Origin of the sequence: Thermus antranikianii DSM 12462 (assembly GCF_000423905.1) — a bacterium.
GTDB classification, from domain to species: Bacteria; Deinococcota; Deinococci; order Deinococcales; family Thermaceae; genus Thermus; species Thermus antranikianii.
On record NZ_AUIW01000003.1, the window covers coordinates 81503 to 93391 of the forward strand.

18 protein-coding genes are annotated in these 11889 nt (G+C 64.5%); 10 read left to right on the top strand and 8 right to left on the bottom strand.

Annotated features, from left to right (window positions below; all coding sequences use genetic code 11):
* Positions 1-8 precede the first annotated feature (8 nt).
* The 4 genes from G584_RS0103755 to G584_RS0103770 are packed head-to-tail and all read left to right on the top strand — an operon-like array spanning position 9 to position 2218.
* Positions 9-563 (top strand): shikimate kinase, encoded by a 555-nt coding sequence (locus tag G584_RS0103755; RefSeq protein ID WP_028493414.1) that lies wholly within the window; start codon positions 9-11, stop codon positions 561-563.
* The gene (locus G584_RS0103760) at positions 541-1596 is read left to right on the top strand and encodes a 3-dehydroquinate synthase (protein WP_028493415.1); all 1056 of its coding nucleotides are present in this window, start codon (positions 541-543) and stop codon (positions 1594-1596) included. Before G584_RS0103755 ends, G584_RS0103760 begins: the two co-directional genes overlap by 23 nt.
* Before the next feature lie 11 nt (positions 1597-1607).
* Positions 1608-1835: a type II toxin-antitoxin system Phd/YefM family antitoxin gene (locus tag G584_RS0103765; RefSeq protein WP_028493416.1), complete on the top strand. Its 228-nt coding sequence runs from the start codon at positions 1608-1610 to the stop codon at positions 1833-1835.
* The gene (locus G584_RS0103770; protein ID WP_038050666.1) at positions 1823-2218 is read left to right on the top strand and encodes a type II toxin-antitoxin system VapC family toxin; all 396 of its coding nucleotides are present in this window, start codon (positions 1823-1825) and stop codon (positions 2216-2218) included. Before G584_RS0103765 ends, G584_RS0103770 begins: the two co-directional genes overlap by 13 nt.
* A gap of 5 nt (positions 2219-2223) precedes the next feature.
* Here G584_RS0103770 and rsmF read toward each other — a convergent pair whose 3' ends face one another.
* Positions 2224-3591 carry a 16S rRNA (cytosine(1407)-C(5))-methyltransferase RsmF gene (gene rsmF, locus G584_RS0103775; RefSeq protein WP_028493418.1) on the bottom strand — a complete coding sequence of 456 codons (1368 nt, stop codon included), beginning with the start codon at positions 3589-3591 and terminating at the stop codon, positions 2224-2226.
* Positions 3592-3648: 57 nt separating this feature from the next.
* Here rsmF and G584_RS13060 point away from each other — a divergent pair, with 57 nt between their 5' ends.
* Positions 3649-3777 carry a hypothetical protein gene (locus G584_RS13060; protein ID WP_272595913.1) on the top strand — a complete coding sequence of 43 codons (129 nt, stop codon included), beginning with the start codon at positions 3649-3651 and terminating at the stop codon, positions 3775-3777.
* Positions 3774-4151: a holo-ACP synthase gene (gene acpS / locus G584_RS0103785; RefSeq protein WP_028493419.1), complete on the top strand. Its 378-nt coding sequence runs from the start codon at positions 3774-3776 to the stop codon at positions 4149-4151. The genes G584_RS13060 and acpS overlap by 4 nt, the downstream gene beginning before the upstream one ends.
* On the opposite strand, the gene G584_RS0103790 is transcribed toward acpS, so the two are convergent.
* Positions 4129-4494 carry a DUF4870 domain-containing protein gene (locus tag G584_RS0103790; protein WP_028493420.1) on the bottom strand — a complete coding sequence of 122 codons (366 nt, stop codon included), beginning with the start codon at positions 4492-4494 and terminating at the stop codon, positions 4129-4131. The genes acpS and G584_RS0103790 overlap by 23 nt on opposite strands.
* 43 nt (positions 4495-4537) lie before the next feature.
* Entirely contained in the window at positions 4538-5110 is a 573-nt protein-coding gene (locus G584_RS0103795) for a lysophospholipid acyltransferase family protein (RefSeq protein ID WP_028493421.1), read from the bottom strand.
* A gap of 79 nt (positions 5111-5189) precedes the next feature.
* Between G584_RS0103795 and der the strand changes: the two genes are divergently transcribed.
* The gene (der, locus tag G584_RS0103800; RefSeq protein ID WP_028493422.1) at positions 5190-6488 is read left to right on the top strand and encodes a ribosome biogenesis GTPase Der; all 1299 of its coding nucleotides are present in this window, start codon (positions 5190-5192) and stop codon (positions 6486-6488) included.
* Here der and G584_RS12825 read toward each other — a convergent pair.
* Positions 6485-7021: a hypothetical protein gene (locus G584_RS12825; RefSeq protein ID WP_418954022.1), complete on the bottom strand. Its 537-nt coding sequence runs from the start codon at positions 7019-7021 to the stop codon at positions 6485-6487. The two genes, der and G584_RS12825, sit on opposite strands and share 4 nt — an antisense overlap.
* Complete coding sequence (locus tag G584_RS0103815) at positions 6993-7751, bottom strand: SIR2 family NAD-dependent protein deacylase (RefSeq protein WP_028493423.1); 759 nt, start codon at positions 7749-7751, stop codon at positions 6993-6995. Before G584_RS0103815 ends, G584_RS12825 begins: the two co-directional genes overlap by 29 nt.
* 44 nt (positions 7752-7795) lie before the next feature.
* On the opposite strand from G584_RS0103815, the gene G584_RS0103820 reads away from it, so the two are divergent.
* The 3 genes from G584_RS0103820 (at position 7796) to G584_RS0103830 (ending at position 10989) form a co-directional block, all read left to right on the top strand.
* The gene (locus tag G584_RS0103820) at positions 7796-9241 is read left to right on the top strand and encodes a bifunctional ADP-dependent NAD(P)H-hydrate dehydratase/NAD(P)H-hydrate epimerase (protein WP_028493424.1); all 1446 of its coding nucleotides are present in this window, start codon (positions 7796-7798) and stop codon (positions 9239-9241) included.
* Positions 9242-9376: 135 nt separating this feature from the next.
* Positions 9377-10255, top strand: coding sequence for a homoserine kinase (gene thrB, locus G584_RS0103825; RefSeq protein ID WP_028493425.1), 879 nt, complete (start codon positions 9377-9379; stop codon positions 10253-10255).
* Entirely contained in the window at positions 10240-10989 is a 750-nt protein-coding gene (locus G584_RS0103830) for a DUF4388 domain-containing protein (protein WP_028493426.1), read from the top strand. Before thrB ends, G584_RS0103830 begins: the two co-directional genes overlap by 16 nt.
* Positions 10990-11054: 65 nt before the next feature.
* Here G584_RS0103830 and G584_RS12445 read toward each other — a convergent pair whose 3' ends face one another.
* The 3 genes from G584_RS12445 to G584_RS0103840 are packed head-to-tail and all read right to left on the bottom strand — an operon-like array spanning position 11055 to position 11877.
* Positions 11055-11138 (bottom strand): 30S ribosomal protein THX, encoded by an 84-nt coding sequence (locus G584_RS12445; RefSeq protein WP_008632889.1) that lies wholly within the window; start codon positions 11136-11138, stop codon positions 11055-11057.
* 10 nt (positions 11139-11148) lie between these two features.
* Positions 11149-11442, bottom strand: coding sequence for a 30S ribosomal protein S20 (gene rpsT / locus G584_RS0103835; RefSeq protein WP_028493427.1), 294 nt, complete (start codon positions 11440-11442; stop codon positions 11149-11151).
* A gap of 57 nt (positions 11443-11499) precedes the next feature.
* Positions 11500-11877, bottom strand: a complete 378-nt coding sequence (locus G584_RS0103840; RefSeq protein ID WP_028493428.1) for a hypothetical protein — start codon at positions 11875-11877, stop codon at positions 11500-11502.
* Positions 11878-11889: the final 12 nt, after the last annotated feature.

Here is an 11889-nt window from a genome sequence, read left to right on the forward strand (position 1 = left end):
ATGGCTCCATGACCCGCCTGGAGATTCCCCGCCCCGCCACCTTCATCAGCCTCACCGGTTTCATGGGGGTGGGGAAAAGCCGCATCGGTAGGGAGCTGGCCCGCACCCTCATGCTCCACTTCATCGACCTGGACCGCTACATAGAAAGGCGCACGGGGTTATCCATCCCCGATATCTTCCGCCACCTGGGGGAGGAAGCCTTCCGGCAGATGGAGCGGGAGGCGGTGCAAGAGCTTCTCGGCAAGGAGTACCTGGTTCTCTCCTTGGGCGGGGGTACCTTCGTGGATCCGGAAAACCGCAGGAAGCTTCTGGCCAGGGGCCCGGTGGTGGCCCTCTGGGCCAGCCCGGAAACCATTCTGGAACGAGCCACCCGCAAGCCCGGGGAAAGGCCCCTTTTGCAGGTGGAAAATCCCCTGGAGAGGATAAGGACCCTCCTCGAGGCCCGCACCCCCATCTACCGGGAGGCCCACGTGCACGTTTCCACCGACAACCGGAAGGTGGAGGAGGTGGTGGAGGAGATCGTGGAGAAGCTTTGGAGCTATGCGAAGGCTCATCGTCCGTAAACCCGTTTCCTACCCCATACTGATTGGGGAAGGCGTGCTCGAGGAGGTCCGGACCCCCGAAGGTCCTTCGGCCCTTCTTTACGACCGGCGGGTGGAAGGCTTTGCCCTGAAGCTGGCAGAACGCCTCGGGGTCCAACACCAGCTAGGTCTGGAAGGGGGCGAGGGAGCCAAGACCCTGGCCGTCTACGGCCAAGTCCTCTCCTTCCTGGCGGAGAAGGGCCTACCCCGGAACACCACCTTGCTGGTGGTGGGGGGAGGGACCCTCACCGACCTGGGGGGGTTTGTGGCCGCCACCTACCTCCGGGGAATCCCCTACCTCTCCTTCCCCACCACCACCCTAAGCGTGGTGGACGCCAGCGTGGGGGGTAAGACCGGCATCAACCTCCCTGAGGGGAAAAACCTGGTGGGAGCCTTCCACTTTCCCCAAGGAGTGTATGCGGAGCTCGAGGCCCTCAAAACCCTCCCCCCCTTCACCTTCAAAGAGGGTCTGGTGGAAGCCTTCAAGCACGGGATCATCTCCGGGGAGGAAGGGCTTTTAGAGGTGGAGGACCTCACGCCGGAAAGCCCCCGCCTCGAGGCCTATCTGGCCCAGGCGGTGGCGGTGAAGGTGAGGATCACCGAGCAGGACCCCACGGAAAAGGGGGAAAGGAGGCTATTAAACCTGGGCCACACCCTGGGGCACGCCCTGGAGGCCTACACCCACCACGCCCTGCCCCACGGAGCAGCGGTGGCCTACGGCCTCCTCTACGCTGCCCTTCTCGGCAAACTCCTGGGAGGGGAGGACCTCACCCCCCTGGTCCTCCGCCTCCTGAGGTGGCTTTCTCCCCCTCCCCTCCCCCGGGTTTCCTGGGAGGACCTCCTTCCCTACCTCCTCAGGGACAAAAAGAAGGTTTCCCAAAGCCTCCACTGGGTGGTGCCCCTGGACCTGGGAAACCTCACGGTGAAGCCCCTTCCGGAAGCAACCCTAAGGGAGGCCTTCGGCCTTTGGCGGGAGGTCCTCGAGGGGCTTGCTTCTTTTGACCAGAAATGTTAGTCTAAATCATCATGCGCAGGGTAAGTGTACATGAGGCTAAGGCCAAGCTCTCCGAACTCCTCGAGGCGGCACGCCGGGGGGAAGAGATCGTCATCACCCGTTACGGCCGCCCCTTGGCCCGCCTGAGCCCCTGGGAGGAAGGGGTACGACTAGGCACCTTGCGGCGTCTGGGCCCTGTGGATTGGGAAGCCTTCCACGCCCCCTTGCCAGAGGAGGAGCTCACGGCATGGGAGGGCTGAGGCTCCTCCTGGACACCCACACCCTCCTCTACGCTTTGATAGAACCAGAGCGCCTTTCCCCTCACGCCAGGAGCCTGCTGGAAGACCCGCAGAACACCCGCCTGGTAAGCGCGGCTTCCCTATGGGAAATAGCCATCAAATCCCGGCTAGGCCGGTTTCCCCAGGGCGAGGCCGTACTATCCGCCTATCCCGGTTGGCTGGAACCCCTGAAAGCCCAGGAGCTCCCCATAAAGGGCCCTCACGCCCTCCTAGCCCCTTCCCTACCCGGAAACCACCGGGACCCCTTTGACCGCATGCTGGTAGCCCAAAGCCTCTTGGAAAGGGCACTCCTTGTATCCCATGACGAAGCCCTGAAGAGCCTGGGGGCTGCCATCGTATGGTGAGAAGCCTAAAGCCCCACCCCCACAGGCCGGAGTACCCCGGCCTTGGCCTTGCCGAAATCCAAGGGAAACTCCCCTACCTCCGTCCTTAGGACCAGAAGGGCTAGCGGAAGGTCCTCCCCTTCCCACGCCACGCCCGCCCCCGTGGCCAGGGCCAAGGCCCGGGGGTCTTCCGGGGGGAAGGCCACCCGGGGAAGACGGGGCCAGGGAAGGGTAGCCCCGAAGGCCAGGGCGAGGGCCTTGGCCGGGCGGAAGCGTCCCTTCTGCACCAGACCCAGGTAAAGCCCGGGGGCTGGGGCCTTAAGGCCAGCCAGGGAGGGAAGCTCCTCCGGAACCAGGTAAAGGTGGCCTGAGCGCTCCCAGATGGGGCCTTCCAGGTCCAAGCCCGCTTCCCCCAGAAAGTTCGCAAGGGCCTTCCGGGCCTCCTGGCTCAAGGGGGGAATGCGTTCCTTTGGTGGCGTGCCCCAGCTACCCCCCTCCTTGCGGAAGCGGGCCAGGAAGTGCCCCTCCCCCTCGAGGCGGTGAGGCCAGAGGCGGGCGGTCTTCCTGAGCTCGGGGTTTCCGTCCCCCCACTCCGGCACCCCAGGAGCAAACAGGGGATGGTAGCGGGCATCCTCCAGGTGGAACTCCGGATGCTCCCTTAGGAAGTGGGCCACCACCCCCTCGTTCTCCTCCGGGGCGAAGGTACAGGTGGAGTAGACCAAAACCCCTCCCGGCCCCAAAAGCCTTGCCGCCTGGGAGAGAAGCCCCTTTTGCACCTCGGAAGCCCGCCTGGGGGCCCCAGGACCCCAGTGGCGGATGGCCTCGGGGTCCTTGCGGAACATTCCCTCCCCGGAGCAGGGAGCGTCCAGGAGAACCCGGTGAAAGTACGGGCCAAAGGCCTCCGCAAGGGATCGGGGCGGGGCCTGCACCACGGCAAGCCTACTCCCCCAGCGCTCCACGTTTTCCAAAAGGCCCCGGATCCTCTTACCGTCCACCTCGTTGGCTAAAAGAAGGCCCCTTCCCCCCATGCGGGCCAGGAGGTGGGTGGTCTTCCCCCCGGGGGCCGCCGCCAGGTCCAAAACCCGCTCTCCAGGTTGAGGCTCCAATAGCACCCCCACCGCCTGGGCGCTTGGCTCCTGGATGTAGTAAAGCCCGGCGTAGAAGAAGGGGTGGGGCCCCGGCCGGGCCTCCTTTGGGTAGTAGAACCCTTCCGGGCACCACGGGATGGGCCTCAAGGGCCAGGGGGCGATCCTTGCAAAGTCTTCCGGCGTTATCTTCAGGGTGTTCACCCTAAGGCCATAGCTCCTTTCCCCTTCCGTAAGGGACCTGAGGAAAAGGGAAAACTCCTCCCCCAAAAGCTCCGCCATGCGGGAGAGGAAGGCCTTGGGCAACACCCGAGTACCCTAGCACGAAAAACCCCCTGGCTCAAGGAGCCGGGTTAAAATGGCCCTATGGCTCCTGTGGTGGAAAGGCTTGCCCCAGGGGCTTACCGGGCCCTCAAAGAAAAGAAGCGCCTGGGGTACCGGGAAGGCCAGCTCCTGGCCATGGCGGGGGAAAGCCCAGAACCTTACCTCCCATGATTCAAGCCATCGGTACCGACTTGGTGGAAATCGACCGGGTGCGAAAGCTCCTCAAAAAGCACGGGGGAAAAGCCCTAAAAAGGCTTTTCACCGAGGAGGAGCTAACCTACGCCCTCCGCCACCAGGACCCTGCCCCAAGCCTTGCCGCCCGGATCGCCGCCAAGGAAGCCTTTCAGAAGTGCTGGCCCGAAAGCCTTTCCTGGAAGGAAGTCTGGGTGGGGATGGAGGGGAGGAAACCGGTCTTGCGCTTTGCCCCAAAGGTGAGGGCCCGCCTCGAGGCGGAAGGCCTTTTCGCCCACCTCTCCTTAAGCCACGAGAAAGGCCACGCCCTGGCGGTGGTGGTCCTGGAAGCTAGGGCACCAGGCGCAGGATAAGGACATAGGCATAGGTCCCTCCCCTGCCGGCTGCCAGGGCTCCCTGGATCATGTTCCAAAGGACCAGGACCACCAGGGCAAACGCCAGGGGAACCGCTACCACCAACCCCACCACGGTCACCGCCAGCAGAAGGAGGGCCAAGCCATAGAGGGTGTAGCTGATCTGGCCGTTTAGGGACTCCTTGGCGTGGGCCTGGACGAAGGCGCTTTTCGGACCCCAAAGCAGGATGGCCAAGGGCAGAAGGATCTGGCCTATAAGGATGAAGTACCCCACCAGGGGAGCCAGGTGAACCACCGCCGCCCAGGTCCGGTCTGCATCCGTCAAAGGGGTGGGTTGTTCCATAAAGCAAGTTTATCAAGAAGATGGGCCAGAGGCTAGCTTCTGCCTAGGCCACCTCCTCCACTTCCTCGCGGATGCGGATGGGGCCTTGCCTCTCGGGTCTTAGACCCACCTTGTCCTGGTAAAAGGCCCGGATGACCTCAAAATCCTGCTTGAGGTTTCCGGAAGGCCAGAGGTAGCCCCCGATCCCCACCTCCTTCTTCCGGAAGTCCACGTAGCCCAGGGCCACGGGCACCCCGGCCTTCAGGGCCACGTAGTAAAAGCCGCTCCGCCAGTAAGGTGCCTTCCCCCGGGTGCCCTCCGGGGTGATGAGGATGGCCATCTCCTCCTCCCGCCGGAAAACCTCTGCCACGCTGTCCACCAGGTTGTTCCGGCGGGAGCGGTCCACGGGGATACCCCCAAGCAACCTTAAGAGCCAGCCCAAGGGGGGCCGGAAAAGCTCCTTCTTCCCCAACCACCGGGCCCGAATCCCCAACGCCCATAGGGCCAGGAGGCCCACCGGGAAATCCCAGTTGGAGGTGTGGGGGGCACCGATCAGGACGTACTTCCGGCCGGGAGGAGGCGGCATATGGTACCGCCACCCGAGGCTTCGCAAAACCAGGCCTGCCAGTTTCTGCATACCCCGAAAGTATACCCCCTGTGGTAGACTGGTCAAAGGCGGGGTGGGGGCTTCCCCACCCCAGTTTGCTGGGGTGAGGATGCATAAGGTAGTCATCGTAGGCCGACCCAACGTGGGCAAGTCCAGCCTCTTCAACCGCCTCCTGGGCAAAAGGAGTGCGGTGGTGGCCGATGTTCCCGGGGTTACCCGCGACCTCAAGGAGGGGGTGGTGGAAAGCGAGAAGGGCCGCTTCCTCCTGGTGGACACCGGGGGGCTTTGGTCGGGGGACCGCTGGGAAAAGAAGATCCAGGAGAAAGTGGACCAGGCGTTGGAGGACGCCGAAGTGGTCCTCTTTGCCGTGGACGGCCGCTCAGAGCTCACCCAGGCGGACTATGAGGTGGCGGAATACCTGCGGAAGAAGGGGAAGCCCGTGATCCTGGTGGCCACTAAGGTGGACGACCCCAAGCACGAGCACTACCTGGGCCCCCTCTACGCCCTGGGCTTCGGCGATCCCATCCCCACCTCCAGCGAACACGCAAGAGGCCTAGGCGAACTCCTCGAGGCCATTTGGGAAAAGCTTCCCGTTCGGCACATCGAGTCGGAACCCGAGGTGGCGGGTATCAGGCTCGCCATTGTAGGCCGGCCCAATGCCGGAAAGAGCAGTCTCCTGAACGCCATCCTGGGGGAGGAGCGGGTCATTGTGTCGGAGGAGCCCGGCACCACCCGGGACGCCATCGACGTGCGCTTCACCTTCCGCGGCCAGCCCTTCATCCTGGTGGACACCGCCGGCATCCGCAAGCGCCCGGAAACCCTGGTGGAGGAGCTGGCCATTCGGCGGAGCCTTAAGGCTATAGAGGAAGCCGACGTGGTTCTTCTGGTCATAGACCCGTTCCAGGTAGGTGACCGAGAGCTCAAGCTGGCGAACCACGCCATGGAAAAGGGCAAGCCCGTGCTCCTGGTCATCACCAAGTGGGACCTGGTGAGGAAGGAGGAAGCCCCCAAGGTGCGCCGGGAGCTCAAGGAAAAGCTTGCGCATCTGGAGCATCTTCCCCGGGTGTACACCTCGGCTTTTACCAAGCAGAACCTGGATAAGATCTTCAGCGAGGCGGTGCGCCTATTTGAGCTCAACCACACCCGCATCCCCACCGCCGAGCTCAACCGCTGGGTTTCCGTCTGGACGACGAAGGTGCAGCTTCCCAACTTCAAGGGCAAACCCCTGAAGATCTTCTACGCCACCCAGCCCGAGGTGGCCCCGCCCACCTTCGTCTTCTTCGTAAACTACCCGGAGTTCGTGACCCGCGCCTTTGAAAACTACCTAAAAAACCGTATCGGCGAGGACTTGGGACTTAAGGAAGTACCCTTCCGCCTGGTCTTCCGCGGGCGTCGGGAAGAAAGCTAGGGACGGCTCTCCCGACGCGCGGAAGCCAGGAGGCCCGCGTCCTCCATAAACTCCAGTACCACCCCCAAAAAGCGCCTTCCATCCAGAAGAAGCATGAGAAAGGCCCAGATTAATGCCTCCCAAAAAGCCTCCGGTGCCAGCTTCTGGGCGTAGTAGAAAGGGGCGAAGGTGGCCGGTACTTGCAGGAGCATGGAAAGGCTTTTCTTGGGATAGCGAAGGAGGAGGACCAGACTCCCCACCGCCCAACTCCAGGCGAAACCTTCCGGCACCAGCCCCGCCCCCACCAGATAGGCCAGGCCCGCCCAAGCGAGCCCAGCATCCAAGGGATAATCCCAGGCCGCCAGGGGTGAAGGCCGCCTCGAGGCGCGAGCCAGCCAACCGTCCAGAACATCCAGGGTCCAGCCCAGAAGCAAAAGGCGCACCACCCCGGCCAAGGCCTCGGGTCCCTCCCCCACCCGGAGGAGAACCAGGGCCACCACTCCACCCCGGGCCAAGGTGGCCAGATCAGCCAGAAGCCGAAGGAAGGGCTCCACTTTCCCCATATCCCAGCGCCTGTAAACCCTCCACCGCCCCCATGCGCAAGGAGAGGTGGGCCAAGGGAGTAAGGGGGGTGGGTTCGGGGTTGACCTCAATCAGATAAGCCCCGCCTGTGAAGGCAATGCGTCCCAAGGAAGCCGCAGGCTCCACCTCAGCACTGGTGCCCACCACCAGGGCAACATCCGCCTCGGCAAAGGCTTTTTCCGCCTTCTCCCACGCTCCCTCGGGCAAAAGCTCCCCAAACCAGACCACATCGGGCCGGGCCCTATGTCCACACAGGGGGCAGAAGGGTGGAGGGGTGAAGGGGTCGGGGAGCAAGAACCGATGCCCGCACGCCTCACAGCGGGCCCGCAGGATGTTGCCGTGGAGCTCCACCAGGTTCCGGCTTCCCGCCAAGGCGTGGAGGCCATCCACGTTCTGGGTCACCAGGAGGAACGCCCCCCCTCGCCCAAGCACCTCCTCTTCCAGCCGCACCAGGGCCAGGTGGGCGGGGTTGGGCTTGGCTTCCCGCACCCTGGCGATACGCCAGGCATACCATTCCCAGACTTTTTCCGGGTTCCTGGCATACGCCTCCGGGGTGGCGTAGTCCAGGGGGTTGAACTCCTTCCAAAGCCCCTCGGCATCGCGGAAGGTGGGAATTCCCGAGGGCTTGGAAATGCCCGCCCCCGTCAGGACCGCCACCCGCCTGGCTTCCTTCAGCCTTGACCGGGCTTCCCCTAATCCCATAACCCCATGCTACCAGGAGTATTCTGGGGTTCATGACCACCTCCCTGCGGCTCTTCACCCCCGAGGCCATGCGGGAAGCCGATCAGAAGGCGGTGGAAATGGGCTACCCCTCCCTTCTCCTGATGGAGTGGGCGGGGATGAAGGCAGCACGGGTCTACCAGGAGCTTTTCGGCCACCGCCCCGCCGTGGTTCTCGCCGGCAAGGGGAATAACGGCGGGGACGGATTGGTCTTGGCCCGGCACCTCCACCTGGCCGGGGTGCCGGTACGGGTCTTTGCCGCCGAAGGCCAGGGCGGGGATGCCCTTTTGGCCCGAAGGGCCCTCGAGGCCCACGGCCTGGAGATCCGCCCCCTCGAGGAAGCCATCTGGAACCGGGAGGAAGTGCTGGTGGATGCCCTCTTCGGCACCGGGTTGAAAGGCCCCTTAGAGAGTTTCCATGCGGGTTTGGTGGAACGGATGAACGCCTCCGGGCTTCCCATTTTGGCCCTGGACCTGCCCTCGGGGCTTCCCTTTACCCCCCATGCGCAGGCCACAGCCACCGTGGCCTTCGCCGCCTTCAAAACACCCCATCTCCTTCATCGGGAAGCCTGCGGGAGGCTCTTCCTGGCGGACATCGGCCTGCCCAAAGTTCTCTTGGAACGGGAGGATCTTCCCGAGATCGCCACGCCGGAAGGGCTTCTCCCCCTCCTGCCCAAGCGGCCCCTCACGGCCCACAAGGGAAGCGTGGGCCGGGTGGGGGTCTTGGGAGGCTATCGGGGGGAGGGGCTTCGCTACGCCGGGGCCCCGGTGCTTTCCGCCCTGGGAGCCTACCGCATGGGGGCGGGGTTGGTGCACCTGGTGGCTCCCGAAGGCTCTCCCTTGGAGCCCCTCGAGGCAGTCTTCCACCCCGTCCAAGTTCCTGCCTTGCCGTCCATGCGGGTAGAAGCCTTGGCGGTGGGGATGGGAGGAGGGCCTTGGGGCCGGGAATGGGCCCTAAAAGCCCTGGAAGCCCGGCTGCCCACGGTACTGGACGCCGACGCCCTCCACCTGGAGGTCCTCGAGGCCTACCGCAAGGCGGGTGTACCCACCGTCCTCACTCCCCATGCGGGAGAAGCAGGAAGGCTTTTGGGGATGTCCCCAGAAGAGGTTGCCAAGGATCCCCTGCGGGCCGCCCAGACCCTGGCGGAACGCACGGGGCTCACCGTGGTCCTCAAAGGGAACCCCACCGTGGTGGCCCAGGGAAGCCGCCTTTCCGTGAACCCCACCGGCAACCCCGCCCTGGCCACCGGAGGAACGGGGGATGTGCTCTCCGGGGTCATCGCTGCCCTTTTGGCGGCGGGCCTTTCCCCCTTTGACGCCGCCCGGCTCGGGGTCTACCTCCACGGTCTGGCAGGGGACCTTTTGGCCCAGGAAAGAGACGTGGGCCTCCTGGCCCGGGAGGTAGCGGAGGCCCTGCCCAAGGCGCGGAGGGCACTTTCCGAAAGCTCCATCCCCCCGTGGCGCACGGTCTAACCCCAAAAGATCCCGCATCCTTCCCTACTCCCCGAGAGGGCGGGCCCTGAAGGTCATGGGAACAGGCAAACCCATCCCCCTTCCCGCCCGACCCAGCAGAAACCCGCTGGTATGCTGATGTGAGGTTTGGCGCTTATGAAATCCTTTCCGCGCCTCTACGTCCCTGCCACCCTGGCCAACCTGGGCTCGGGGTTTGACGCCCTAGGGGTGGCCTTGGACCTCTACCTGGAGGTGGAGGCCGAGCCTGCCCGGGAGGACACCTTTCTCTACCAAGGGGAGGGCCAGGTGGAGGGCAAGGACAACCTGATCCACCAGGGTTACCGGGCAGGGATGCGGGCTTTAGGCCTGCATCCTGAACCCCTCCTCATTCGGGCCTTCAACCCCATCCCCCTGGCTCGAGGTCTGGGAAGCTCCTCCGCCGCCTTGGTGGCTGGGGTGGCCTTGGCAAACCAGTACTCCGGGGGAAAGCTGGGACGGGAGGGGGTTTTCCGGCTAGCCGCCAGCTTGGAAGGCCATCCAGACAATGTGGCTCCGGCGGTTTACGGGGGGTTCGTGGCCGCCTTGGCCGATCCCCCCCTGGCCATCCCTCTCCCCAGGCCCCAGGGGGTCTACTTTGTCCTGGCCATACCCCCCTATGAAGTGCCCACCCCCTTGGCCCGGGCGGCCTTGCCCGAGACGGTTCCCTTAAAGGACGCGGTGTTCAACCTGGCCCGCAGTGCCCTTTGGCCTGCCGCCCTCTACTCAGGAAGGCTCGAGGCCCTACGGGAAGCCTGCCGGGATCGCCTCCACCAGCCCCACCGCGCCCACTTGATGCCGGGGATGCTGGAGGCCATAGAAGCTGCCCTGGAGGCTGGAGCCCTGGCTGCCTTTGTGGGGGGAGCGGGTCCCACCGTGGCCGCCTTGGCCCGGGAGGATGAGCTGGAGGAGGTAGCAAAGGCCTTGGAGGGCTACCGGGGCGAGGGGCGTACCCTAATCTTGGGTATAGGGGAGGGATACTTCTGGAAGGAAACCTGAACGCCATCCCTCTTGTGGAACTTTTGGAGCTGATCCACAGCCACCGGCGCTCCGGAGTCCTGGAGCTCTCCGTAGGTTACCTTCCCCTCTCCCTGCGCTTCGCCGGGGGGGAGGTGGTGGGAGCAGCCATTCTGGACTGGGAAGGCCTCGAGGCCCTCTTCAGTTTCCCCCTGCACCCCCAGGAAGGGGTTTTCCGCTTCGGGGTAACCCCGCCCACCGCGGACAAACCCCTCATGCCCTTCTCCGCCCTCTTAGGGGAGTGGGCCCGGGTCAACGACGAGTGGGACCGGTTTCGCACCCTGGTGGACTCGCCCAGCCGGGTCCTCGAGGCCATCCAGCCCAAGCCTCCCTACGAGGTCTTCCAGGGGGGGAAAAGCGTGCGGGCAGCTGCCAAGGCCTGGCAGGTCCCCCTCCTCATCGCCATGGAAAGGGCCTACATGGGGGTAAGGGAAGGGGACCTTTACCCCCTTCGCCGCTATGCCTGGTACGCCCTAAGGATCAAATACCAGGGGAGGAAGGGCAAGACGGGCAAGACCCTGGAGGAGTTCGGACAGCTCCAGGCCCTCCTGGACGGCACCCGCAACCTAGGGGAGGTGATCGCCTCGGGGGTACCCATCGGCCTGGTGCGCCGCTACCTGGTACAGGCCCTGGCCTCAGGGGAACTCGCCCCCCCGGGCCGGGGATGGCTCCTGAGGGACCTCACCTGGGAGATGGAAAAAGAGGAGAGCACCTAGAGGAAACCCTCTAGGCCCCCGGCCCCAAAGGATCCCATCCCCTGGCTTCGCCCAAGGGGGTGGTCCTACTTCTTCTTGCGCGGACGGTACTTGCCGTAAGTGCCCCGCCAGATCTTGCCCCTACGGGTGCGACGGTCGCCCTTACCCATGCCCTCCCTCCTAGGCGCTCACTGAGGAAAGGTACTTCTGCACCTTGCGCATAAGGCGCGACTTCTTACGGGCAGCGGCGTTCTTGTGGAGGGTGGACCCCTTGGCCGCTTTATCGATGAGGCTCTGCGCCATGCGCATGATCTTCAAGGCTTCCTCGGCCTTGCCCTCCTGGGCCAGAAGCACGGCCTTCTTGCTCAAGGTCTTGATGGCCGACTTCTTAGCCTTGTTGCGAAGCCTGCGCTTCAAAGACTGCCGGTGCCGCTTCAGAGCGGAAAGGTTCCTCTTGGGCTTTTTCTGCGCCATCGTTCTCCCCTTGTGCCCCTTAGGGGCAGACCAGGCCTAAGTGTAGCATACCCCGCCTCAAGGGGCAAACTTGGTGGTGACCCAGTCGTAGCGCACCCGGCCCTTGGCTCCTTGAAGCTGGAAGCGGAGGAGGTACTCCCCAGGGCTTGCGGGAAACCGCACCTCCTCCTGGAAACTCCCCGAGTAGGTCCTCTCCCCCACCACGCGCCCCTCTCGGAGAAGGGCCATGGAAAGCCGCCCCTCCTCGAGGTCCCCGGACACCTTGACCTTCACCGCATCGTAAAGGCCACTCACCCGGATGGGGTACTGGGCCTCCCCGGTGTACTTCCAGTAGAAAACCGGCAGGAAGGGAGGGTAGCCCACGGCCAGACCATACCGCTCCGCATACCAGTAAAGGCCAAGGGCCAGGAGGGCCAAAAGGAGCAGGGTCCGCATTGCCTTAAGTAT

Excerpts from the sequence above, each read along its gene's own strand:
- G584_RS0103755 (WP_028493414.1), top strand. The coding sequence starts at position 9 with ATGACCCGCCTGGAGATTCCCCGCCCCGCCACCTTCATCAGCCTCACC.
- G584_RS0103760 (WP_028493415.1), top strand. The coding sequence starts at position 541 with ATGCGAAGGCTCATCGTCCGTAAACCCGTTTCCTACCCCATACTGATT.
- G584_RS0103765 (WP_028493416.1), top strand. The coding sequence starts at position 1,608 with ATGCGCAGGGTAAGTGTACATGAGGCTAAGGCCAAGCTCTCCGAACTC.
- G584_RS0103770 (WP_038050666.1), top strand. The coding sequence starts at position 1,823 with ATGGGAGGGCTGAGGCTCCTCCTGGACACCCACACCCTCCTCTACGCT.
- G584_RS13060 (WP_272595913.1), top strand. The coding sequence starts at position 3,649 with ATGGCTCCTGTGGTGGAAAGGCTTGCCCCAGGGGCTTACCGGGCCCTC.
- acpS (WP_028493419.1), top strand. The coding sequence starts at position 3,774 with ATGATTCAAGCCATCGGTACCGACTTGGTGGAAATCGACCGGGTGCGA.
- G584_RS0103790 (WP_028493420.1), bottom strand. The coding sequence starts at position 4,494 with ATGGAACAACCCACCCCTTTGACGGATGCAGACCGGACCTGGGCGGCG.
- G584_RS0103795 (WP_028493421.1), bottom strand. The coding sequence starts at position 5,110 with ATGCAGAAACTGGCAGGCCTGGTTTTGCGAAGCCTCGGGTGGCGGTAC.
- der (WP_028493422.1), top strand. The coding sequence starts at position 5,190 with ATGCATAAGGTAGTCATCGTAGGCCGACCCAACGTGGGCAAGTCCAGC.
- G584_RS0103815 (WP_028493423.1), bottom strand. The coding sequence starts at position 7,751 with ATGGGATTAGGGGAAGCCCGGTCAAGGCTGAAGGAAGCCAGGCGGGTG.
- thrB (WP_028493425.1), top strand. The coding sequence starts at position 9,377 with ATGAAATCCTTTCCGCGCCTCTACGTCCCTGCCACCCTGGCCAACCTG.
- G584_RS12445 (WP_008632889.1), bottom strand. The coding sequence starts at position 11,138 with ATGGGTAAGGGCGACCGTCGCACCCGTAGGGGCAAGATCTGGCGGGGC.
- rpsT (WP_028493427.1), bottom strand. The coding sequence starts at position 11,442 with ATGGCGCAGAAAAAGCCCAAGAGGAACCTTTCCGCTCTGAAGCGGCAC.
- G584_RS0103840 (WP_028493428.1), bottom strand. The coding sequence starts at position 11,877 with ATGCGGACCCTGCTCCTTTTGGCCCTCCTGGCCCTTGGCCTTTACTGG.